Genomic DNA, 21,219 nt, shown 5'->3' with positions numbered 1-21,219 from the left:
CTAAGCGGACTGAGTAGTATTGCGGTCCTGGTAGTCCGCACTCGGCCGGAAGTATGCCTGTCATGACATTCCCCGCCGCTCCCGTCCCGTACAGCCCCTACCAGGTGCCCGCCCGTCGCACCGCGCGCACCTGGGACGTGGTCCTCGGCTGGACTCTCTTCGGATTCGCCTGCCTGATCGGCCTGTGCGCCGCCTACGCCACCATCTTCTTCGCCTTCGCCGCCGACTCGTGCAACGACCAGACCTGCAACAGCGACTACATCGGCTTGGCGTTCGCGGTGTCCTGGGGCGGTACCGCCGTCGCCCTCGTGGGCGCGCTGGTGATGCTGATCGTCTCCACCGTCAAGGGCTGGCTCATGTGGTACTGGCCGGTCATCGCGACCGCGATCGTGGTGGGCAGTCTCTTCGCCGGATTCGCCCTCGCGATGAACGCCACCGGCAGCTAGGTGCGAGCTGTATCACTGTCAATTCGGTTCGCGGACAAGGCGATCGCATCGTAGGCTCGCGTTCGGGTCGCGGGTAGTTCAGCAGGTAGAATGTCCATGCCTCGTGTGGGATGTCGCGGGTTCGATTCCCGCCCCGCGGCCCGCTCCATCCGTGAGAGCTCGAATTCCTCAGGCGGCACGGCGGGTGCCGGGCATGAGGTTGGCACGGGTGATGTCGCCCGAATAGTGGTGCAGGACGCGGGGATCCATGACGCGCCGCCACAGCGGCGGAACTGCCGCCCAAAGGATCATGGTGGCGTAGCCCGCGGGCAGTTGCGGGGCCGCATCCGAGGAGCGCAGGGTCTGATAGCGGCGGCCCGGGTTGGCGTGGTGGTCGGAGTGGCGTTGCAGGTGGAACAGGAAGACATTGGTGACGAGGCGGTCGCTGTTCCAGCTTTCGGCCGGGGAGCAGCGGGCCCAGCGGCCGTCGGGGCGCACGCGACGCAGCAGACCGTAATGTTCGATGTAGTTCACGGTTTCGAGCAGGCCGATGCCGATGAGCGCCTGTAGCAGCAGGTACGGCAGCATGGCGGGGCCGAACGCCAGGGTCAGCGCGCCGAACAGAATCAAGGTCATCGACCAGGCCTGAAGCAGGTTGTTGTGGACGCTCCACCAGCGCAGACCCTTGCGCCGCAGCCGTTCCAGCTCCAGCTCGACGGCCGAGACGAAGCCGCCGATGACGCTGCGCGGTAGAAACCGCCACAGCGATTCACCCAGTCGCGCGCTGGCCGGATCCTCGGGAGTCGCGGCGCGCACGTGGTGGCCGCGATTGTGCTCGACATAGAAGTGCCCGTAACCCGATTGCGCCAGAGCCGCTTTCGACAGCCAGCGTTCCAGCCGTTCGGCCCGGTGGCCGAGTTCGTGCGCGGCATTGATCCCGATTCCGCCGACGAAGCCGAGGGTGGCGGCCAATCCCAGCTTGTCGATCATGTCGAGGTCGTCCCCGGCCCACATGGCCGCGGCGATCACCAGCCCGATCAGCTGGATCGGCAGGAACAGGTAGGTGCACCACCGGTAATAGCGGTCGCCGGACAGCATTTCGTAGTCTTCGTCGCGGGGATTGCTGCCGTCCTCCCCCACCACCCAGTCCAGCACCGGGATCACGATCAGCACGATGATCGGCCCGATCCACCAGAACACCTCGAATCCGGTGCGCAGCACCAGCTGTGAGGGCAGCAGCGCGCAGCCCGGCGCGATCAGGCCCAGCGCCCAGAGGCCGCGTTTGGGATCGGCGGCACTCATCGCGGCTGCGCCGACTCCGCGCGAGCCTTGACCTCGACGAGGTACCGGTCGTGCAGCGCCTCGGCGCCGAAGGCTCCGAGGAACCAGTCCGGCAGCGGTGCGACACTGCTCACGGCGGTCAGCATGGACCGTTGCAGGCGGCTGTGGCCGGGGTCGAGCTCGGTGACACTGAAAACCACGGTGAGCACCGCGGACAGGTCGCCGAACTGCGGCCCGAATGCGATGCGCCCGCTGATCATCCAGTTCTCCGGGCGGCGCAGCGAGTCGACCCGCCACACGATGTGGGTCAGCTGCCCGCCGAGTTCGGCGGTCTCGATGAAGCTCGTGCCGACCTTCAGCTCCCCGTCCGGTACTTCGACGATATGTGAGATCGGGTGCAGCCCAGGCCATTCCGCTGGCCTGACAACCGTGTCGAAAACCTGCTCCGGTGGCGCGGCGATCGTGGTGCGGGACTGAACTTGGAATATCCGGGACACCGGTACCTCCATCATCGGGGCGCATCCGCACCTTCCCCGGCCCGATGACCGCCCCCTAGAGTCGGGGGCCGCGCAGGGCGAGACGATACGGCGTCCAGACCCCCGACGATCCGAACAGACGTGACAGCAACCTTTCAGCATCCATCGATCACGACCTCCAACGGCCGAAGAACGCTGTCCGACACCGCAACGCGCCTGTCAATCTTCCATACGGAAACATTCCAGCAAACCAGACCCCATGTTGACAAGGACCGGTTCGAACCAGACCTCACGTCATGCCGAACTTGAATGCGAACACCAAATGCGTTTGACCCGAGCGCAAGTCACCCCGACGCGGCATCAGTGCAGTTCCAGCCGATCCAGCGAAATCCACGCGAGAGAGCTCAGCACGACCATGTTTGCTCCGTACAGTGAGTCAGATCACACTTGCTCATCAAGCACGCTTTCGGATCGAAACTCGATTAGCGAGAAGGTAACCAGTAACGGACCTCGGAACCCCGGAGATGGTCCTCGGAACGTCGGGGTGGAATCGAATCGAGGGGTTGACGCATGAAGGCATGGGTTCTGACGATCGCGCTCGTCGCGGCGATCGGCGGTGTCACCGGGTGCAGCAGCTCGACCACGAACGGAGCGAGCACGCCGAGCGGTCCGGTCACCACCGGAGCGGCGGGCAATAGTGGCGGCGCGGGCCAGGGTTCGGCTCCCGCCACCGCGCCCGGCAAAGGCGTGCCGACGACCACGACGGCCGCGACCACCGCCGTCGACGCCCGCGACTATCAGCAGGGCGACGCCTTCTACTTCCAGTCGCCGACCGGAAACATCATGTGCGGATTCATCAATGCCGACAGCCTGGGAACCGGGTGCCAGCTCGAGCACGCCAGCGTGGTGCCCGCCTCGCTGCCCGGCTGCGGCACCGCCGCGAACCGGGCGGTGGCCGCCGAGATCAACGGCGGCACCGCATCGTTCCGGTGCGTGAGCCAGGGCTTCTATGTCGGCGCGCCGCCGAATGGCCAGAGCGGCAAGGGCGGCGGGAAGGTGCTCGCCTACGGGCAGACCATCACCGTGCGCGGGGTGGCCTGCACCTCGTCGCAGGACGGGGTCCGCTGCGATGCGGCCGGGCACGGTTTCCTCATCGCAGCGGACAAGCAGTCGTTGTTCTGATCCGTTGCGCCCGTTCAGATCACGCCGTGCAGCGGCGGAGGGTTGTCGTGCAGCAGTGCTCGACCGAGGTGCTGGTACTTCCAGCGGATCGGGTCGTGCAGGGTGTGGGTGCGGGCATTGCGCCAGAAGTGGTGCAGGTTGAGATCGGCTGCGGCGCTACGGGTTCCGCCGACCTCGAACAGTGCCGCCGATACCTCGTTGGCCGCCCGGTCGGCGAGCACCTTTGCCGCCGCGACCGCCAGCGACGCCTCGGCCACCGGGACGGTCGCGTCGATCGCGGCGTCGACGGCGAGCCCGGCGGCGGCGAGCGTGGCCTCGGCGGCGGTGACCGCCACCGACAGCTCACCGAATCGCTGGATGACCAGCGGGTCGTCGACCGCGCGGGTGACCCCGGCCTCGAACCAGGGCCGGGCGGTGGTACGCACGAAAGCCGTTGCCGCCGTGAGTGCTCCACGCGCGATACCGGCGTCGATGGCGGCGTGCAGCAGTTGCGCGTACGCGCCGTAGGCAGTGGGTCGGTGCACGGCGGCCGAGCGGGCGATGAGCTGCTCGCGGTCGACGAGCACGCCGTCGAAGGTGACGGTCCCGCTGCCCGTGGTGCGCTGCCCGATGCCCTGCCAGTCGTCCACGACGCGGACGCCGGGGGTGTCCGCCGGGAGGTACGCGATGTACTCACCGGCGGGCAGCCCGCTGACCTGGTCGGGGTCGTCGAGGCGGGTCAGCACGGCCAGCAGATCCGCGAAAAGTGAACCCGTGCAGTAGAACTTGGCCCCATCGACACGGAAGCGCGTACCTTCCGGCCGCACCGTGGTGGCGATCTCGGCGACGGTCGCTCCCCCGCGTTCGGATTGTGCGTTGGCGATTCGCGCGCCGTCGAGCACCTGCCCGAAGTAGTGCGCGCGCTGTTCCGCGGAGCCCGCGAGCCGCAGCAGATTCAGATAGACGAAGTGGCTGTGCGGGATCTGGGCGATATTGGGGTCGGCGGTCGCCAAGCGGCGCACCACCTCCGCGACGGCGCTCGCGGGCAGATCCGCGCCGCCGTATTCCGCCGGGACGGTGACGGCCAGGAGCCCGCTGGCCGCGAGCCGGTCGATCTCCGTGTGTGGCAGCCGCCGGTCTCGATCCCGTTCGGCGGCCTCCACCGCGAACTCCGCGGCCAGTTGCGCCGCAATCGAATACGCCTGTTCGGCCGATTCGATGCGGTCGGCCGCCACCGCGGTCATCGGTTCGCCGCGGCCGGTGCGCGCGCCGCCTCCAGTTCCCGCACCAGCGGCAGCACCTTCTCGCCGAAGTATTCGACCTCCTCCTGGAAGTGCAGGAATCCACCGAGGATCAGATCGACGCCGAGCTCCTTGTAGGCGACGATGCGTTCGGCGACCTGTTCGGGCGTGCCGATCAGCTGGGTGCGAAAACCATCGTTGTACTGCACGAGATCCTCGAAGGTCGAGTCGGCCCACATGCCCTTGCGGTCGCCGGTCGAGGCTCCGGCCTGCTGCACCGCGCCGCGGAAGCCTTCCACCGCAGGCTTGTTGGCCTTCTCGATGATCTCGCGCAGGGTATCGCGGGCTTCCTTCTCACTGTCGCGAGCGATGATGAACCCGTTGAGCCCGAACTTCACCGACCGCTGATGCGCCTGCGCGACGCCGCGCAGTTCGTCGAGCTGCGCGGTGACTCCGTCGAAGTCCTTGCCGTTGGAGAAGTACCAGTCGGCGTGGCGGCCACCGTTGCGGATGGCCGCGGTCGAGTTGCCGCCTTGGAACAGTTCGGGATTGGGCCGCTCCGGGGTGTTGAGCGGTTTCGGCTTCAGGGTGAAGTCGCGGATACGGTAGAAGTCGCCGCCGTAGTTGACGGCGTCCTCGGTCCAGATCTTGCGGATCACCTCGAGGAATTCGCCGCTGCGCCGGTAGCGTTCGTCGTGCTCGAGCCACGGCTCGCCGAGGGCCTGGAATTCGCCCGCGAACCAACCGGATACGACATTGATGGCGAAGCGCCCGTTGGACAGATGATCGGCGGTGGCCCCGAACTTGGCCAGCACGGCCGGATGCCACAGTCCCGGGTGCACGGCCGCGATCACCTTGAGCCGCTCGGTCGCGCCCAGCAGCGCCAGGCTGAATGAGGTCGACTCGTGCTGGAATTCCGCACCGTAGGAGGCGGTGTAGCGGACCTGGGAGAGCGCGTAGTCGAAGCCGCTGCGCTCGGCGGTCTGCGCGAGTTTGCGGTTGTATTCGAAGTCCCAGCCGGTGCGCTGTTCGATGTCGCTGGTGACCAGTCCCCCGCTGACATTGGGCACCCAGTAGGCGAATCGGATCTGGTCGGCGATCTGTTCGGTACTCATGACGGCTCCGATCGGGTCAGGCGCGCGCGAGGGCGGCGGCGTAGGCGGAGCGTTCGAAGCGCCCGGCCGGAGTGAAGCGGGCGAGCACGGATTCGGCATCCGTACCGGTGATCTGGGCGATCAGCGCCTGCGCCTGCTCGACGGAACCGATGCCCAGCAGCGGCTGCGGCTGGTGCAGCAGCGCGACCAGCGCCGAAGCGATTCGGTCGTCGACCGCGGCCGCGGCGAAGAACAGGTTGCCGATCTCCGCGAATTCCGGGTCGCCGAGGAACAATCGGGTGACCTTGTTCGCGGCGTCACCGCGGGCGGCCAGGAACTCCGCGTAGCGGGCCTCGATCCAGGCCGCGTCGAACGCGCCGTCGTGCACGGCGGCGGCCGCGACCAGGCGCTGCGCCTGGATCAGCCCGGCCTGCGCGCCCTGCCCGGCGATCGGGTCGTAGGCGGCGGCGGTGTCACCGAGCGCGGCGACCGCGTGCCAACTCGCGGTGTGCCCGACACCCTTTCGCACCACTGGCCGCACCGCACCCTTGAGCCAGGAGTGCGGATCCTCCTCGATCACCCGGGTGGCGAGCACCTCCGGCAGATCCCAGTCGATGAAATCCCGGTAGAGCTGCTGCACGATCCGGTGCGCGGAGGCCGCCGAATCGGCTGCGGCGAAACGACTCTCCCATTCGCTGCCCGGGCGCGCCCAGCCCAGGAACGCCCAGCTCGGACCGGCGTCCTTGTGCAGGTACGGCCCCCACCAGCCCTCGCCCTGGTCGGCGAAGATGGAGAAGCCGCTGTGCCCGCCGCCCGCGCGGCTGCGGTGCGCGAAAACGCTGTCGTCGTGCGGCAGTCCGGTCACCGTGACGGTGAGCAGCGAACGCTGTGGGCTGCTGTAGACGCTGCGTTCGGCGTCGACCGGGAACAGGTCGGACAGTCCGGCCTTGCCGGTCGCCACCAGGGTGAGGTCGTTGGCCGCGGCGATGTGGTCGAGGGTCTCCGGCGTGATCTGCGCGACGACGAATCGTCCACCCCGCTCCTGGAACTGGGTCAGGCGTTCGTCGGCCTTCAGCCGGGTGTCGACCGCGACGCCCGCGAATCCCTGGAAATGCCCGTCGAATTGGATGAGTTCCTCGCGCTCGGGTCCCGCGATGCGCACGCTGAGACCGGTGTGCCGGGGCGCGCGTCCGGTGTAGGTGTCCAGTCCCAGTGCCGATTCGGCCTGCTGGGTCTCGCCGAATTCCAGTGCGGTGCCGGTGGCGGGGACGTCGTCGCGCAGTGCCCGCTGCTCGCGGTCGCTGTAGAGGCTGACGTCGAATCCGGCGTCGAGCAGGCCCAGGGCCGCGGTCACGCCGGTCTGTCCGGCGCCGATGACGGCCGCCGAACGGGTGGAGGATTGCTGCGATGTCATGGTGGAGCCTTCCTGTTCTGTTCGAGCGGTCAGCGGGTGACGGCGGATCCGGGGCGGGAGACGGCGTCGGGCAGTGCGGTGGAGTCGGGGCCGCCCAGCCGGTAACGGGCGCCGCGATGTTCGGGCGGCAGGCGGTCGCCGCGGTCGAGGAGTTTGCCGCGCAGCGTGCCGGGGGCGTAGTCGGTGGCGTACGCGCCGCGCGCGGTCAGCTCCGGAATCACATGCCGCACAATGTCTTCGAAGCTGCCCGGCGTGATGGCGTAGGCGAGGTTGAAGCCGTCGAGGTCGGTGTCGGAGGCCCAGTCCTGCAGCAGGTCGGCGACGGTGGCGCCGGATCCGGTGAATACCGGTCCCATACCGCCGATTCCGGCCCAGCGGCCGATATCGCGGACGGTCCATTCGCGCCCGTCGTCGTCGAATTCCTGGAAAGCGGCCACGGCGGACTGGATGGCGTTGCTCTGCACATTGCCGATGGGATCGTCGAGGTCGTAGGCGGACAGGTCGATGCCCATCCAGCCGGACATGAACACCAGCCCGCCCTCGATGCTGGCGTAGGAGAGGTATTCCTCGTGTTTGCGCGCGGCCGCCTCGTCGGTGCTGTCGGTGATGATGGTGGCCAGCGCGTAGATGCGGGCCGAGTGCCGATCACGCCCGGCGGCCTCGAGTGCGTCGCGGATGCGCGAGACGGTCTGCGCCAGAATCCGTTTCGAGGGTCCGGCGATGAAGATGGCTTCGGCGTTCTCGGCGGCGAAGCGCACTCCGCGCGGTGACGCACCGGCCTGATAGATGGTGGGCGCGCGCTGCGGCGACGGCTCCGACAGGTGGATGCCCGGCACCGTGTAGTGCGTGCCGCGATGCCCGATGTGGTGCACCTTCGCCGGATCCACGTAGACGCCGTTGGCGGCGTCGCGCACCACCGCGTCGTCCTCCCAGGAACCCTCCCACAGCTTGTAGAGGACTTCGAGGTATTCGTCGGCGCGGTCGTAGCGATCGTCGTGGTCGAGCTGGTCGTCCTCGCCGAAATTCCTTGCCGCCGAAGGCAGATACCCGGTGACGACATTCCAGCCGATGCGCCCGCCGGTGAGGTGGTCGAGGGTGGAGAGCCGGCGCGCGAACGGATACGGATGCTCGAAGCCGGTGCCGGTGGTGATGCCGAAGCCGAGGTGCTCGGTGACCGCGGCCATCGCCGAGACCAGCAGCAGCGGGTCGGCCACCGGGATCTGCGCGCCTTGGCGCAGCGCCGCGACATCGTCGCCGCCGTAGACGTCGTAGGTGCCGAGCACGTCGGCGATGAAGATGCCGTCGAATCGCCCCTGCTCCAACAGTTTCGCGAGCTCGGTCCAGTAGCTCAGCTCCTTGTACCGGTGCGGCTGGTCGGCCGGATGCCGCCACAGTCCCGGCGACTGGTGCGCGACACAGTTCATGTCGAAGGCGTTGAACCGGATTCGCCGCGTCATCGGGCCGCCTCCGTGGTCGTGTCGGCAGTCGCCGCCGTAGCACCACCGCGCTCGCCCGCACTCCACGCGAACGGCAACTCCGCGCCGTTGAGCAGGTGGTCGCCGATGGCCCGCGCCTTCTGGATGGCCGGATTGTGCACCGAGATGGTGCGGGCGTTGCGCCAATGCCGGTCCAGCCGCAGGCTTTCCGAGACGATCGAGGCTCCACCCAGTTCGAACAGCAGGGTGGTGGCGGGCAGCACCAGATCGATCACCGCCAGCTGGGCCTGCGCCGCCGCGAGTTCGATTGCCACCAGGTCGTTTTCGTCGGCAGCACCGCGATCGAGCACTCCGTCGAGCTGTTCGGCCACGGCCAGCACGGTCGCCCGCGCGGCGAACGCGGCACTCGACAGCCGCCCGATCACCTGCTGCACGAGGGGATCTTCGCGCGGCAGGTCCGCGACCGAATGCGTATAGCCCCGAGTGCGCGCCGACACCCACTCCCGGGCATCGGATTCGGCCCGCTCGGCGATCCCCGCAAGCACCGCGAGCTGCACCAGTTGCAGGTAGGCCGTCGAATAGGTGGGCCCGGGCGCACCGTACCCGGGCCCGAGGATGTCCTCGTCCCGCACGGCCACATCGGTGAATTCGGTGGTGCCGCTGGCGGTCAGGCGCTGCCCGAACCCGTCCCAGTCGTCGTGCTGGCGCACCCCTAGTGCGTCGGCGGCGACCAGCACACCCACTCGTTCCCCGTCCTTGTCCGCCGCGGTCAGAATGTGGTCGGCGTACAAGGATCCGGTGCTGTAGTACTTGGTCCCGTTGAGCAGCCACCCCTCATCGCTGGCTGTGAGCCGGGTCCGGTACCGATCCACCGCGCCGACACCGGGTTCGGTGATCGCATTGCCGACCAGCGTCCCCGCCGCCACCGCGCGCAACCAGCGTTCGCGTTCCGGTCCGGGCGCGGCCAGCAGTTGATCTTCGACGAACGCCCAGTGCACCCGAAGCGCCTGCGGCAGATTGGATTCCGCGGCGGCCAGGTCGATCAGCAGCCGGAAGACCTGCCGCACGCTCGCGCCACGACCGCCGAATTCGACCGGCACCCGCAGCGCGCCGAAGCCCGCCGCCCGCAGCCAACCGACCTCCTCGTACGGAAGCCGGCGATCGACTTCACGTTCGACCGCGCCGCGCGCGATGCGTTCGAAGATCGGCCCGAATGTCGCATCCAGGTCGGAGTCTGCGGGGGTTGTCGCCTCGGTGGATGTCATCGTCACACGATCGCCCGGCGATCGCGGGCGGGCACCGGTTAGGCGCACCGGGATTGAAAGGTTCAGCCATCGCTCAGCGACGAGTCAGGCGTGGCGTTCCAGGTCGGCGAGCAGGATGCGGGCGATGCGGTCCAGATGCTCGAGATCCTGATCCGACAGCACCGACAGCATGCGGGTCTCGTTGGCGAAGTGCTCGGTGACCACGACATCGATCAGTTTCAGCCCACCGTCGGTGAGGGCCACCCGCACCGCGCGGCGGTCGTTCGCGTCGGCGATCCGCCGCACCAGTCCGGCCTGTTCGAGCCGGTCCAGGCGACCGGTCATACCCGCACGCGACAGCATCAGCGTGTCGGCGAGCACCGAGGGGTTGAGCTCGTGGGGCGTGCCGGAACGGCGCAGTGCCGCAAGCACATCGAACTCCCCGCGCTGCAATCCGTGTGCGGCGAAGACGGATTCGACCTGCTCGCCCGCGAGCGCGTAGAGGCGCCCAAGGCGGCCGATGACGGCCATGGCCTCGCCGTTCAGGTCGGGCCGCTCGCGCAGCCACTGCTCCTGGATCACATCGATCGCGTCGCGTTCGTCCTCAGCCATGGACACATTCTATTCGATGCCATATAGTTCGGTAGCGAATTATCTACTACCGAATAGTACGGAGCTTGCAATGAACACCACCGACCGTGCCGCCGCCATCCGCCAGCCCCAGGACGCCGAGATCCGCGGCGGCGGGCCCACCTCGGTGCGCCTGCTGATCGACTCGAACGACGCGGGCGGTTCCTCCAGCACCGTCGAGGTCACCCTGGGCCGTGGAGCGGACGGCGCCACCCCGCACTTCCACACGCTCTCCGACGAGCTTTTCTACGTCGCCGACGGCGAACTACAGGTGATGGTCGACGACAAGTTCGTCACCGTCGGCGCGGGCGGGGCACTGGTGGTGCCCAAGCACATGCCGCACGCCTTCGGCGCCGCACCGGAGAGCACCGCGCGCATCCTCATCGCCCTGACGCCGGGCGTGGAACGGCACTCCTACTTCCGCTTCCTCGAGCGCCTGGCCACCGGCGAGGTGACACCCACCGAATTCGAGGCCGCACAGCAGGATTACGACAACCACTTCATCGACGCCCCGCGGTGGTGGGCCGAGCGCAATGCCAACCGCGCCTGAACCGGTGTCCGATCAGTCCGGCAATGCCCCCGCGACAGCGGGGGTCCACCGATAGCCCGGCAATCGCCGCCGCTGTGCCGTAGACCACTGAAAATACGGAATGTTCGTACGCGGGAACCGGGTTGGTAGTTGAATGGCTTTCTCTGTCCCCATCACCGTCCGCGGCTACGAGCTCGACATCAACGGGCACCTCAACCAGGCGGTCTACCTGCAGTACGCGGAACACGCCCGCTGGGAGCTGCTGCGCGAGAGCGGACTGCCCGGGGAGAAGCTGGTGGCCGCGGGGATCGGGCCGGTGGTCCTGGAGACCACCATCAAGTATCTGCGCGAGCTGCATCTCGGCGACGAGGTCAGCGTGAGCTGCGAATTCGAGTTCATCAGCGGCAAGGTGTTCACCATGCGCCAGCAGATCACCAAGCTCGACGGCACCGTCTCGGCCAAGATCGACGTGGTCTCCGGCATTTTGGATCTGAAAGCACGCAAACTGGTTGCGGATCCCGGTGCGGCGCTGCGGGCCATTGCGGATCGCCCCGACGTGCTCGGCCTCTGAACGGACGCCACGGTACGGAATTCGATCCGGGGTGTCGGCGAAAATCTTTCGGCGGGAGCGGTTTCCGGGAACCCGGCGGAGTTTGCCGGGGCAGCTGAAATCTGCCGATGCGGACCGATTTCGTGGCGTCGCGGGATATGATTCAGATCACGCTCGGCCCCGCAGCAAATCCCGAGCAGATCGGAGTTCAGCATGACCGGCGCCCTGCACCGAACCGGATCCGCCACCCTCGCGAGCACCTCGCCACCGCTATCCGGCTATCTTGTCGCAGCCACCGAGCTAAGTATCAGCGTGCGAGTCGCCGACGGCACCTGGACCTTCCATCGCGCCGATATTCTCGATATCGCGCACTGGGACGCGGCGGCCCCGGCGAGCAGCGAGGGCAAGCCGGTACTGGTGCGGGTGCGCGGCGGCGTCACCGCCGATTTCACGCAGCGCCGCCGGGTCGAGCTCACCGACCGCCCGCTGACCCTCGCCCCGGACCAGAGCCCCGCCCGCGGTGACGACGAACTGCGCCGCCTCACCGAATCCTGGGCGCGCGGACTGGAACTCACCGCCGCGCCCGGCGTCGGCGGCGCCACCATGACCTGCTGTCAGACCCGATCGCTGCACGGCAGCGACGACGGCATCGCCTGCGACAGCCTGGACTGACGAGCCGGATATGGCCGCCCGCGCCACGGGATCGGTGCTCGTCGTCACCGAAGCCGACGACCTCCACGGCGATGCGCTGGCCGCCACGCTGCGGAAGTACCACGGCCACACCCCGATTCGACTCGACATGCGCGACTTTCCGCGCGAGAACGGCACTTTCCGGCTCGGCGCCGACGGCACCTACCGCTCGCTGTCGCATCTGTTCGGGGTCGACGACGTCACCTCGGTCTGGTGGCGGCGGCCGCACCCCTGCCCCGTCCCGGGCAGCACCAGCACCGAGGACGACGCCTACCGGCAGGCCGAATGTGACGGATTCCTACAGGGTCTGCTGTGGTCGGTGCCCGCGCTGTGGGTCAACGATCCCGGCGCCGACCGCACCGCGAGCCGCAAGATCGTCCAGCTCGAGACCGCCTACCGGGCCGGATTCGCGATCCCGGACACCCTGGTGACCAACGATCCGGACGAGGCGCGCGGATTCATCGAATCCCGGCCCGGGCCGGTCGTTTACAAGCGCGTCGGAACCGGACGCGCCGCGTTCACCGAGACTCGCTTGGTGACGGCGGCCGACCGTTTGCGGCTGCCCACCATCCGCAACTCCCCCACCATCTTCCAGGACTACATCCAGGCCGAGTGCGATTTGCGCATCGTCTGGGTGGACGGGATCGAGTGGGTGGTGCGGATCGACTCGCAAGCCGGTGTGGGACGGGTGGATTCGCGCCTGGACACCTCGGTGGCCTTCACCGCGGACCGCCTGCCCGCGTCGGTGAGCAAGTCGCTGACCACGCTGATGGGCGCGCTGGGACTGGCTTTCGGCGTGCTGGACCTGCGCGTCGGCCTCGACGGCGAGTTCTACTTCCTCGAAGTGAACCCGCAGGGCCAGTTCGCCTACCTCGAAATCAAAACGGGGCTACCGATTTTCGAGAGTCTGGCCAATCTGCTGGTGCTCGGCGACGGGACCGTCACGCTCGGCTGAGCGCTCGCTTGGAGCCGTGGCCGATCCCGGGCCGGGAAGAAAATCGCAGGTGTCACCCGAAATCGCGGAAACTCGAGCGGCTTTCACCGCCCGAATCCGCGATCTCGCGTCCGGTTACTTGCCGGCCTTGGCCGTCGCCTTGCGCCGGTTGGCGCCGCCACGGCTGCGGAGTTGCACATGCGACTCCACCAGCACGTTGTGAATGAAGCCGTACGAGCGCCCGGTTTCCCGGGCGAGGGACCTGATACTGGCTCCGGCCTCGTACTGCTTCTTGAGCTGGGATTGCAAGCGATCTCGGGATTTCCCGGTGACGCGCGTGCCTTTACCCAATACGGCTTTACCCTGTGTGGGCCTGTCACTCATGGCTGATCCTCCGAGTCGCCGCGGGCGCCTCATTCCAGGTTAGAGACTCGGATGCCTGTGATCAACGAAACCTTGTGATACGAATCACTTAGTTTCACATTTCGGGCTTTTCGCCACCGTTTCGGCAGGACTCGCGGGCCCGGATTGTGCTGTGAGACGGTTGATTCCGCCGCGCGGACCCGGAAAACCGGCTCACGCCAGCTGGATGAGCTCCAGATACTCCTGCGACCAGTGGTCCTCGGTGCCGTCCGGCAGCATGATGACCCGCTCCGGATTGAGCGCCTCGGCCGCGCCCGAATCGTGGGTCACCAGCACCACCGCGCCCGCGTAACTGCGCAGCGCGTCGAGCACCTGCTCACGCGAGATCGGGTCGAGGTTGTTGGTGGGCTCGTCGAGCAGCAGCACGTTCGCGGCCGAGGAGACCAGACCTGCCAGTGCCAGACGGGTCTTCTCACCACCGGAGAGCGTGCCCGCCGGCTGCTCGAGCTGCGGGCCGGAGAACATGAACGCGCCCAGCAGACCGCGCAGATCCTGTTCCCCCGCGTCCGGGGCCGCGTGGCGGATGTTCTCCCACACGCTGGCCTGATCGTCGAGGGTGTCGTGCTCCTGCGCGAAATACCCGATCTTGAGGCCACGGCCGGTATCGATCTGCCCGGCGGTCAGCGGCTCGACCCCGGCCAGCAGCCGCAGCATGGTGGTCTTACCCGCGCCGTTGAGACCGAGGATGACGACCCGGCTGCCCTTGTCGATGGCCAGGTTCACGCCGGTGAAGATCTCGAGGGACCCGTAGAGCTTGGTCAGGTTGGTGGCCATCAGCGGTGTCTTGCCGCAGGGCGCGGGCTCGGGGAACTTGATGCGCGCCACCCGGTCGGCCACGCGGACCTCGTCGACCTCCGAGAGCATGCGCTCGGCGCGCTTGACCATCTGGTGTGCCGCAGCGGCTTTCGTCGCCTTCGCACCGAGCTTGGCGGCCTGCTGCTTGAGCGCGGACGCCTTCTTCTCGGCATTGGCGCGCTCACGGACGCGGCGCTGCTCGTCGGTGGAGCGGGCGTCGAGGTACTTCTTCCAGCCCATGTTGTAGATGTCGGCCTCGCCGCGCACCGCGTCCAGGAACCACACCTTGTTGACCACGTCGCCGAGCAGTTCGACATCGTGGGAGATGACGATCAGGCCGCCGTCGTGGCCTTGCAGGAAGCTGCGCAGCCAGGTGATGGAGTCGGCGTCGAGGTGGTTGGTGGGCTCGTCGAGCAGCAGCACGGTGTCGGACTTGCCGCCGGAGCCGTCGGAGGCGCTGAACAGGATGCGCGCCAATTCGATTCGACGACGCTGACCACCCGAGAGGGTGCGCAGCTCCTGACCGAGCACCCGGTCCGGCAGCCCCAGGCTGTTGCAGATGCGGGCCGCTTCGCTCTCCGCGACGTAACCGCCGAGCGCGGAGAACCGCTCCTCGAGCCGGCCGTACTTGCGAATCGCCTTCTCCCGCTCGGCATCATCGGCCACCTCGGCCATCAGAGCCTGCTGCTTCTCCATATCGCGCAGCAGGGCATCGAGCCCGCGCGCGGACAGCACCCGGTCCTTGGCGAGGATATCGAGGTTGCCCTCACGCGGATCCTGGGGCAAATAGCCGATTTCACCCGATCGAATCACCTTCCCGGCGTAGGGTTCCCCTTCACCGGCGAGAATGCGCAGCGTGGTGGTCTTCCCAGCGCCGTTGCGGCCCACAAGCCCGATACGATCACCGGCCTGCACCCGCAGCCCCGAGCCGGGCGCGGTCAGCAGGGTGCGGACTCCGGCCCGGACCTCCAGGTCGGTCGCGGTGATCACAAGCGTCTCCTAGGTGCATCTGGTTTGCTGATCAATAACCAATCGATTGTGCGCCCATAGACACACAAGAACCACCAATTTTACTTCAAGAGCGACCAGGTCCTGGCATCGCTACCTGCGCCGCGATCGGTCGTAGTCGCCGAATGCCTCCGGCAGCCCGCAACGGCCCAGCATGTGCGCCATTCAGCGCGGTATCGATGCAGCTCGAGCGCCATCCGGTGCATAAAACCGGCCTGCCTGTATGTCTATGATTGGGTCGGCGCAGACCAGCTGCCGAGTTCGAATCCTGATGTCCAGCGTGTTGTCACGAGTCGAGGGGTTTGTGCATGCGTCGAGGTAGGCGGTTTCTGGCGGTCGGCGGGATCGTGGTGCTGCTGATCTCGGTGATGGCGGGCAGTCTCGCGGTGTATCGGGCGCAGAAGGAGCACGGGCGGGCGATCTCCGGGTTCGGGGATATCGACCATCCCGATCGGGTCGATCTGTACGTGTGGGTGATCCGGATCGATGCGGCCGCACAGCAGGTCGCGCTGCAGATCACGCCGACGCCGCAGGGGCGGTTCGCGAACTCGGGCGGCACGTTCACCGCGGATCTTCTGGTGTACGGGTCGGGGCAGCGGGCGGATCCGATCAAAGTCGCTGCGGGAGAGCAGATTCCGAGCTTCGATCGGACCATCGCGATGGGCGGGGGCGGCATGATCACCGACTACCCGTTCGACAAATACGATGCCGATCTGGGCTTCGTCGCCGAAATCGACGGCGCGGCAGTGCCTGTCGTGGTGCAGGCCCAGAACGGGGACGCGTTCTTCACGGTCACGCCGCAGTGGCACGACACCGCTCAGCCGATCGGTCAGGTCGGGCTGATGCTGCACATCACCCGATCCCCGGCGGCCCAGATCTTCGCGATCTTCGTCATGGTGCTGATGCTCGGGCTGGCGCTGGCGGCCGCGATCGTCGGCTACTACCTGATCACCCGGCAGCGAGTGATCGTGATCCCCGCCTACACATTTCTCGCGGCCCTGCTGTTCGCTTTGATCCCGCTGCGCAACGCGGTGCCCGCGTCACCACCGATCGGGTCGATCATCGACTTCACGTCGTTCTTTCCCGCCGAGGCCATCATCGCGCTGACGCTCATCGTCGCTGTCATCCACGGCTATCGCAGCGAGGTGCGCGCGGCCGAGTCGGCGTGAGGCACTCGATGCATTCATGCTGCGCCCCACCGAATTCCCGCTCGAGGTCTGCGACCTGTGGCCGTTCCCCGGTGCGGTCCACCCGGTTACCCCCACCCGCCCACCGGGTGCCGCACCACTGCTGTTCGTCGCCCAACGCCAAGATCCGACCACCCCGGTATCGAATGCCGAACGCATGGCGCGCTACACGAACACTGCCCTCCTGGTCCTCGAAGGTGACGGTCACACACTGGTTTTCAGCGACGTGAACCGTTGCGTCGACGGCGCGGTCACCCACTACCTCCGCGATCCCGACGCCGCCCAGAGCGCAACGTGTCAGTGAAACCCGCTGCGTCGCACTGTGGGCCGCGCACGAGGCGTCGAGTCAGCAGCTCGAGTTGGGCCCCGGCGGTTTGGTGAGGCACGGGATTCCCGACCCGGTCGCATTCACGAGCTGAGCCAGGATCTGAACAATCCCGTTGGCGAAGTCAGTACTGCCGGAGTTCCCGTTCACGTTGGCCGCTGGAGCGGCGGGTTCCGTGGCCATCGCCGGGGCAGCAGCCCCGAGGACGGCGGCACTCAGCGCAACGGTGGCCACGCCCGATCGAAATACGAAATTCACCAGGAGTCCTGCTTTCTCGAATCAACAGTCGGCCGATGCTAGCCGCGCTCGAGTCCCGAAAGTACGAATATCGGACTCGGTATCCGGCCCTCAAATTCATGGGCTCGCGCGATCGGGCAACCTGACCTAGTCGTTCGAGTCGGCGGGTTCCTCGTCCAGGTCGACGTCGACCTTGTCGCGATCGGCCCATTCCAGCAGGGGGCTGATGTCGAAGACGGCGTCGTCGATTCCGGCGTGCAGGTCGCCGAGTTCGGCGTAGCGGGGTGGGACGGTGGTCATGGTGAAGTCGCGGGGGTGCAGGTCGGGGATCTCGTGCCAGTGGACCGGGGTGGAGACGGTGGCTTCGGGAACTCCGCGCACGGAGTAGGCGGCGGCGATGGTGTGGTCGCGGGCGTTCTGGTTGTAGTCGACGAAGAGTTGTTTCGGGTCGCGGTCCTTGCGCCACCAGGTGGTGGTGACGTCGGATGGGGCGCGGCGTTCGACTTCGCGGGCGAAGGCCAGCGCGGCTCGGCGCACCTCTTGGAAACCGTGGTCGGGGTTGATACGCACGTAGACGTGTAAACCCTTGCCGCCGGACGTTTTCGGCCAGCCGACCGCCCCGAGTTCGTCGAGGACCTCGTGCACCACGCCCGCCACCCGCTGTACCCGCGACCACGGGCAGTCGGGCATCGGGTCGAGGTCGATCCGCCATTCGTCGGGCGACTCGGTGTCGGCGCGGCGTGAATTCCAGGGATGGAACTCCACCGTCGACATCTGCACTGCCCAGATCACGTCGGCCAGCTTGTCGACGCACAACTCGTCCGCGGTCCGCCCGTACCGCGGAAAGAACAACTCGACGGTGGGAATCCAGTCCGGTGCGCCAGCGGGCAACCGCTTCTGATGCACCTTCGCCCCGGCCAGCCCCTTCGGAAACCGATGCAGCATGCAGGGCCGATCCCGCAGCGCGTTCACGATCCCGTCCCCCACGCTCAGGTAATACCGAGCCAAATCCAGCTTCGTAGCCCCGGTCTCGGGAAAGTACACCCGATCCGGATTCGACACCCGCACCGTATGCTCCCCCACGCTCAACTCCACCGCGGGCGACGCAGACTTAGTGGCCACCCGTCCGACAATAACGGTCAAACCCCCCACTCACACCTCACCCGGCCGGAATGTCCCCTCACCCGAGCCACGGCAACGCACGTCCCTCTCGGTGATGCTCAAGCCGCAGCCGCACAGTCGGATGCACCGGCAACCCCTCGAGCTCGTCCAACCCGATGAACCGAACCTCCGTCGACTCGTGCGACACCGCGATCTCCCCGCCCACCACCCGCCCGAAGTAGACAACCGCAAACTCTTGCCGCACTTCCCCGTCCGAATACGCGATCACATGCTCCGGATCGGTATAGATCCCCAGCAACCCCGTCACCTCGATCTCCAGCCCGGTCTCCTCCCGAGTCTCCCGAACCGCACACCCCGCCAACGTCTCCCCCACCTCCATCACCCCACCCGGCAACGACCAATTCCCCGAATCCCCCCGCCGCTGCATCAACACCCGCCCAGCCTCATCCACCACCAACGCCGAAGCCCCCGGCCTCAGCGAATTCGCCTTGGGCGCGTTGGGATCTCGGTAGTAGTCACGACGCGAACCCATCGGAAACCCCTCGCTCATAGCTGGTCATCGTGCCCCAGATCTGTTCGAACTGGTCAGCGTAAGACTCGAATATCCCGTATGGAGACAACCTACGCAGGTGCAGAGCCGTGTGCTGGTAGCCGCGAGCCCTGAACAGGTACGGGGTCACGATCATCTCCGAATCGAACCGAAACACCGAGTTGTACAGGTGAGTGGTGTGCAGCCCTACCGCGCATCCAGGGGTGTGTGCGAGCGGTCCCAGCATCGATAGGGCGTTGCGGATCCTGTCGGGAGTGTGCCTCCCATCTGCTCCAGCGTGTCCCGCTCCAGTACGTGAGAACAGTCCGGATCAGCAAAACCCAGCCGGACCACACATCCAGCACGACATTTCGCAGCGATCATCTCGGACGCGTTCGGCAGCAACTCGAACACGAACGGATACGCATACCCGATGATGTCGATTCGTTCGGTTGCTCTGTGCAGCAGGGATATCCAGAGATCATTGGGTATCTCTGCCCGATGAGCGTACGCAGCCAGGACCTCTGCGGTGGCGGGCGCCCCTTTTTGTATGTCCGGGCGCGACGATGGCCATAGCGATTCTTCGGACTCGCACAGCGCCTGAGCAACCTGGAGCCTGGTGCGCCGGTGCGGGATTCGTCCTGCCAGCCAACGGTTGACGGTCTTCACATCCACATTGACCGCACTAGCCAAACCAGCTGAATCGAATCCCGCCCTGAGCATCGCGGACTCCAAGCGTTGGGTCATATCAGAACTCTACGGCGCACTTTCGGGACGCAAGGGACGTTTTGAGTGTCTTCGGAACCGTCCTTTACACAGTTCTGGCGTCCCGGTGTCGTCCCTAACTTGTGGGGTACGGGCCTCGGTACGACTGATCTCCGGCCTGAGCTAGCTCTCCGACCAATCTAGGAGCAGCCATGTCAGACAAGCCGAATGCCGCGCCCTGCGTGTCAGGCTGAGTTGAGACCGCCACTTCACAGCAACTCGACCTGACGCGGGGCGAGAGACGGACCGATTCCCCTTGAGAACTTCCACCACCGTGCCGATGACCGACAATGGTCGGATGGATTCGACCCAGCCGCGCTCGGGCGGCGGCAAGCGCCGCAGTTTCACCCCGGCCCAGAAACTCGCGCACCTGGTCGCCTACGACCGCGCGTGTGAGGACGGGACCGGCGGCGGGGCGTACCTGCGCAGCGTGGGCCTGTATTCGTCATCGATCGTAGAATGGCGAAAACAACGCGACGCCGGTGTGCTGCAAGGCAAATCCCCCGGCGAGAAGGTCGGCAAACTCACCCCCGAACAGGCCGAGATCGCCCGCTTGAAGCGGGAGAACGACCGGTTGAACAAGCGCCTCACGACCACAGAGGCCGCGCTCGACATCATGGGAAAAGCACACGCGCTCTTGCAGACGATCTCCGAGAGCGCGGAGCACGAGCAGCGACCGAACAAACGTTGAGCTACACCTACACCACCCTCGCCGATTCCGGTGTAACCACCAGGCGAGCAAGCGATTTGACCGGACTCGTGCGCGGAACCGTGTTCCGCCGCGCCACCGCCGCGGCGGGGCCGGCCGTGGCCGTCACGGTAGCGCCGGCCGAGCCGAGCAACAAGCTCACCGATCTCGAACGCCGCCGAATCCTCGAGGTACTCAACAGCGACGAGTTCGTCGATTCCGCACCGCTGCAGGTCTACGCCCGACTACTGGACGAGGGCACCTACCTGTGTTCGGTGTCCACAATGTATCGGGTCCTGGCCGAAAACCGGCAAGTCAAAGAACGGCGGCGGCTGGCACGCCACCCGGCGAAAGCCTGCCCCGAACTGGTCGCGACCGCACCCCGGCAGGTGTACTCGTGGGACATCACCAAGCTCGCGGGACCGGTGAAGGGCACCTATTACGACGCCTACATGATGATCGACATCTACTCCCGCTACATCGTCGGAATCCACGTCCATACTCACGAATCCGGTTTGCTGGCAAAGGAATTGATGCTGCAGATCTTCGCCGTCCACGGCATCCCGCAGGTCGTGCACGCCGACCGCGGCACCTCGATGACCAGTAAAACCGTCGCCGCGCTGCTCGCCGACCTCGAAGTAACTCGCTCACACTCACGGCCCCGGGTATCGAACGACAACCCGTTCAGCGAAAGCCTGTTCAAGACCCTGAAGTACGGGCCCGAATTCCCCGAACGCTTCGGATCACTCTGGGAAGCAAGGCAATTCATGTCCGAGTTCGAGCAATGGTACAACCACGAACACCGACACACCGGCCTCGGACTGCACACCCCCGCCGACGTCCACTTCGGTTTGGCCGCCGCCAAAGCCGCCGACCGCCGCGACGTCCTGGCCGCCGCACGCGCACGACACCCGCACCGATTCGCCACCACCACAGCCCCGAAGATCCTCGACCTGCCCGACACTGTCTGGATCAACCCACCGACCGAAAAACCCACCACCAGCCAGGAGCCCGCAACCACCGCCGCTTAACACC

At 66.8% G+C, this 21,219-nt stretch carries 22 protein-coding genes and 1 tRNA gene; 10 read left to right on the top strand and 13 right to left on the bottom strand.

Annotation, left to right across the window (positions count from 1 at the left end; all coding sequences use genetic code 11):
- The first annotated feature begins 62 nt into the window (after window positions 1–62).
- Window positions 63–446 carry a hypothetical protein gene (locus OG300_RS09575; RefSeq protein ID WP_405494284.1) on the top strand — a complete coding sequence of 128 codons (384 nt, stop codon included), beginning with the start codon at window positions 63–65 and terminating at the stop codon, window positions 444–446.
- Window positions 447–513: 67 nt separating this feature from the next.
- A tRNA-Thr gene (locus tag OG300_RS09570) sits at window positions 514–586 on the top strand.
- A gap of 28 nt (window positions 587–614) precedes the next feature.
- Here OG300_RS09570 and OG300_RS09565 read toward each other — a convergent pair.
- Both OG300_RS09565 and OG300_RS09560 read right to left on the bottom strand, forming a co-directional pair.
- Complete coding sequence (locus OG300_RS09565) at window positions 615–1,727, bottom strand: alkane 1-monooxygenase (protein WP_405494282.1); 1,113 nt, start codon at window positions 1,725–1,727, stop codon at window positions 615–617.
- The gene (locus tag OG300_RS09560) at window positions 1,724–2,203 is read right to left on the bottom strand and encodes an SRPBCC family protein (protein WP_405494280.1); all 480 of its coding nucleotides are present in this window, start codon (window positions 2,201–2,203) and stop codon (window positions 1,724–1,726) included. The genes OG300_RS09565 and OG300_RS09560 overlap by 4 nt, the downstream gene beginning before the upstream one ends.
- 549 nt (window positions 2,204–2,752) lie before the next feature.
- On the opposite strand from OG300_RS09560, the gene OG300_RS09555 reads away from it, so the two are divergent.
- Entirely contained in the window at window positions 2,753–3,364 is a 612-nt protein-coding gene (locus OG300_RS09555) for a DUF6636 domain-containing protein (RefSeq protein WP_405494278.1), read from the top strand.
- Between the two features lie 14 nt (window positions 3,365–3,378).
- On the opposite strand, the gene OG300_RS09550 is transcribed toward OG300_RS09555, so the two are convergent.
- From OG300_RS09550 to OG300_RS09525, 6 genes are all read right to left on the bottom strand, one after another.
- Window positions 3,379–4,587: an SfnB family sulfur acquisition oxidoreductase gene (locus OG300_RS09550; protein WP_405494276.1), complete on the bottom strand. Its 1,209-nt coding sequence runs from the start codon at window positions 4,585–4,587 to the stop codon at window positions 3,379–3,381.
- The gene (gene sfnG / locus OG300_RS09545) at window positions 4,584–5,699 is read right to left on the bottom strand and encodes a dimethylsulfone monooxygenase SfnG (RefSeq protein ID WP_405494274.1); all 1,116 of its coding nucleotides are present in this window, start codon (window positions 5,697–5,699) and stop codon (window positions 4,584–4,586) included. Before sfnG ends, OG300_RS09550 begins: the two co-directional genes overlap by 4 nt.
- Before the next feature lie 16 nt (window positions 5,700–5,715).
- Window positions 5,716–7,092, bottom strand: coding sequence for a styrene monooxygenase/indole monooxygenase family protein (locus OG300_RS09540; protein ID WP_405494272.1), 1,377 nt, complete (start codon window positions 7,090–7,092; stop codon window positions 5,716–5,718).
- A gap of 29 nt (window positions 7,093–7,121) precedes the next feature.
- Window positions 7,122–8,549, bottom strand: coding sequence for an LLM class flavin-dependent oxidoreductase (locus OG300_RS09535; RefSeq protein WP_405494270.1), 1,428 nt, complete (start codon window positions 8,547–8,549; stop codon window positions 7,122–7,124).
- A complete protein-coding gene (locus OG300_RS09530; RefSeq protein WP_405494268.1) occupies window positions 8,546–9,793 on the bottom strand; it encodes an acyl-CoA dehydrogenase family protein in 1,248 nt (415 codons plus the stop codon). Before OG300_RS09530 ends, OG300_RS09535 begins: the two co-directional genes overlap by 4 nt.
- Window positions 9,794–9,877: 84 nt before the next feature.
- A complete protein-coding gene (locus tag OG300_RS09525; protein ID WP_405494266.1) occupies window positions 9,878–10,384 on the bottom strand; it encodes a MarR family winged helix-turn-helix transcriptional regulator in 507 nt (168 codons plus the stop codon).
- A gap of 70 nt (window positions 10,385–10,454) precedes the next feature.
- Here OG300_RS09525 and OG300_RS09520 point away from each other — a divergent pair, with 70 nt between their 5' ends.
- From OG300_RS09520 to OG300_RS09505, 4 genes are all read left to right on the top strand, one after another.
- Window positions 10,455–10,952, top strand: a complete 498-nt coding sequence (locus OG300_RS09520; protein WP_405494264.1) for a cupin domain-containing protein — start codon at window positions 10,455–10,457, stop codon at window positions 10,950–10,952.
- Between the two features lie 133 nt (window positions 10,953–11,085).
- Window positions 11,086–11,502: an acyl-CoA thioesterase gene (locus OG300_RS09515; protein WP_405494262.1), complete on the top strand. Its 417-nt coding sequence runs from the start codon at window positions 11,086–11,088 to the stop codon at window positions 11,500–11,502.
- 192 nt (window positions 11,503–11,694) lie between these two features.
- Window positions 11,695–12,153, top strand: a complete 459-nt coding sequence (locus OG300_RS09510; RefSeq protein WP_405494261.1) for a hypothetical protein — start codon at window positions 11,695–11,697, stop codon at window positions 12,151–12,153.
- Window positions 12,154–12,163: 10 nt separating this feature from the next.
- Window positions 12,164–13,126 carry a hypothetical protein gene (locus OG300_RS09505; RefSeq protein ID WP_405494259.1) on the top strand — a complete coding sequence of 321 codons (963 nt, stop codon included), beginning with the start codon at window positions 12,164–12,166 and terminating at the stop codon, window positions 13,124–13,126.
- A gap of 114 nt (window positions 13,127–13,240) precedes the next feature.
- Here the strand turns inward: OG300_RS09505 and OG300_RS09500 are convergent, their stop codons facing one another.
- Both OG300_RS09500 and OG300_RS09495 read right to left on the bottom strand, forming a co-directional pair.
- On the bottom strand, window positions 13,241–13,489 hold the full coding sequence (locus OG300_RS09500) for a helix-turn-helix domain-containing protein (protein WP_405494257.1): 249 nt from the start codon (window positions 13,487–13,489) through the stop codon (window positions 13,241–13,243).
- A 192-nt stretch (window positions 13,490–13,681) separates the two neighbouring features.
- On the bottom strand, window positions 13,682–15,313 hold the full coding sequence (locus tag OG300_RS09495) for an ABC-F family ATP-binding cassette domain-containing protein (protein WP_405494255.1): 1,632 nt from the start codon (window positions 15,311–15,313) through the stop codon (window positions 13,682–13,684).
- A 326-nt stretch (window positions 15,314–15,639) separates the two neighbouring features.
- Between OG300_RS09495 and OG300_RS09490 the strand changes: the two genes are divergently transcribed.
- Window positions 15,640–16,500: a DUF4436 family protein gene (locus OG300_RS09490; protein ID WP_405494253.1), complete on the top strand. Its 861-nt coding sequence runs from the start codon at window positions 15,640–15,642 to the stop codon at window positions 16,498–16,500.
- Between the two features lie 16 nt (window positions 16,501–16,516).
- Window positions 16,517–16,822: an alpha/beta hydrolase gene (locus OG300_RS09485; RefSeq protein ID WP_405494251.1), complete on the top strand. Its 306-nt coding sequence runs from the start codon at window positions 16,517–16,519 to the stop codon at window positions 16,820–16,822.
- 405 nt (window positions 16,823–17,227) lie between these two features.
- Here OG300_RS09485 and ligD read toward each other — a convergent pair whose 3' ends face one another.
- From ligD to OG300_RS09470, 3 genes are all read right to left on the bottom strand, one after another.
- Window positions 17,228–18,202, bottom strand: coding sequence for a non-homologous end-joining DNA ligase (ligD, locus tag OG300_RS09480; RefSeq protein ID WP_405494249.1), 975 nt, complete (start codon window positions 18,200–18,202; stop codon window positions 17,228–17,230).
- A 58-nt stretch (window positions 18,203–18,260) separates the two neighbouring features.
- A complete protein-coding gene (locus tag OG300_RS09475) occupies window positions 18,261–18,734 on the bottom strand; it encodes an NUDIX domain-containing protein (protein ID WP_405498512.1) in 474 nt (157 codons plus the stop codon).
- A 204-nt stretch (window positions 18,735–18,938) separates the two neighbouring features.
- A complete protein-coding gene (locus OG300_RS09470) occupies window positions 18,939–19,478 on the bottom strand; it encodes a hypothetical protein (RefSeq protein ID WP_405494247.1) in 540 nt (179 codons plus the stop codon).
- A 316-nt stretch (window positions 19,479–19,794) separates the two neighbouring features.
- On the opposite strand from OG300_RS09470, the gene OG300_RS09465 reads away from it, so the two are divergent.
- Window positions 19,795–21,215 (top strand): IS3 family transposase gene (locus OG300_RS09465; protein ID WP_405485256.1). Its coding sequence is split into 2 segments (ribosomal slippage): window positions 19,795–20,155 and window positions 20,155–21,215, totalling 1,422 coding nucleotides; the frame shifts between segments, so codons are not numbered across the junction.
- The last annotated feature ends 4 nt before the right edge of the window (window positions 21,216–21,219 follow it).

The organism is Nocardia sp. NBC_00511, assembly GCF_045161165.1.
Lineage (GTDB): Bacteria > Actinomycetota > Actinomycetes > Mycobacteriales > Mycobacteriaceae > Nocardia.
This window is presented reverse-complemented; position numbering and strand designations above follow the sequence as displayed.

Coding starts and splice junctions, on each gene's coding strand:
- OG300_RS09510 (WP_405494261.1), top strand. CDS start 11,695: ATGACCGGCGCCCTGCACCGAACCGGATCCGCCACCCTCGCGAGCACC.
- OG300_RS09555 (WP_405494278.1), top strand. CDS start 2,753: ATGAAGGCATGGGTTCTGACGATCGCGCTCGTCGCGGCGATCGGCGGT.
- OG300_RS09475 (WP_405498512.1), bottom strand. CDS start 18,734: ATGGGTTCGCGTCGTGACTACTACCGAGATCCCAACGCGCCCAAGGCG.
- OG300_RS09540 (WP_405494272.1), bottom strand. CDS start 7,092: ATGACATCGCAGCAATCCTCCACCCGTTCGGCGGCCGTCATCGGCGCC.
- OG300_RS09525 (WP_405494266.1), bottom strand. CDS start 10,384: ATGGCTGAGGACGAACGCGACGCGATCGATGTGATCCAGGAGCAGTGG.
- sfnG (WP_405494274.1), bottom strand. CDS start 5,699: ATGAGTACCGAACAGATCGCCGACCAGATCCGATTCGCCTACTGGGTG.
- OG300_RS09505 (WP_405494259.1), top strand. CDS start 12,164: ATGGCCGCCCGCGCCACGGGATCGGTGCTCGTCGTCACCGAAGCCGAC.
- OG300_RS09500 (WP_405494257.1), bottom strand. CDS start 13,489: ATGAGTGACAGGCCCACACAGGGTAAAGCCGTATTGGGTAAAGGCACG.
- OG300_RS09485 (WP_405494251.1), top strand. CDS start 16,517: ATGCTGCGCCCCACCGAATTCCCGCTCGAGGTCTGCGACCTGTGGCCG.
- OG300_RS09565 (WP_405494282.1), bottom strand. CDS start 1,727: ATGAGTGCCGCCGATCCCAAACGCGGCCTCTGGGCGCTGGGCCTGATC.
- OG300_RS09575 (WP_405494284.1), top strand. CDS start 63: ATGACATTCCCCGCCGCTCCCGTCCCGTACAGCCCCTACCAGGTGCCC.
- OG300_RS09470 (WP_405494247.1), bottom strand. CDS start 19,478: ATGACCCAACGCTTGGAGTCCGCGATGCTCAGGGCGGGATTCGATTCA.
- OG300_RS09535 (WP_405494270.1), bottom strand. CDS start 8,549: ATGACGCGGCGAATCCGGTTCAACGCCTTCGACATGAACTGTGTCGCG.
- OG300_RS09490 (WP_405494253.1), top strand. CDS start 15,640: ATGCGTCGAGGTAGGCGGTTTCTGGCGGTCGGCGGGATCGTGGTGCTG.
- OG300_RS09550 (WP_405494276.1), bottom strand. CDS start 4,587: ATGACCGCGGTGGCGGCCGACCGCATCGAATCGGCCGAACAGGCGTAT.
- OG300_RS09515 (WP_405494262.1), top strand. CDS start 11,086: ATGGCTTTCTCTGTCCCCATCACCGTCCGCGGCTACGAGCTCGACATC.
- OG300_RS09520 (WP_405494264.1), top strand. CDS start 10,455: ATGAACACCACCGACCGTGCCGCCGCCATCCGCCAGCCCCAGGACGCC.
- OG300_RS09530 (WP_405494268.1), bottom strand. CDS start 9,793: ATGACATCCACCGAGGCGACAACCCCCGCAGACTCCGACCTGGATGCG.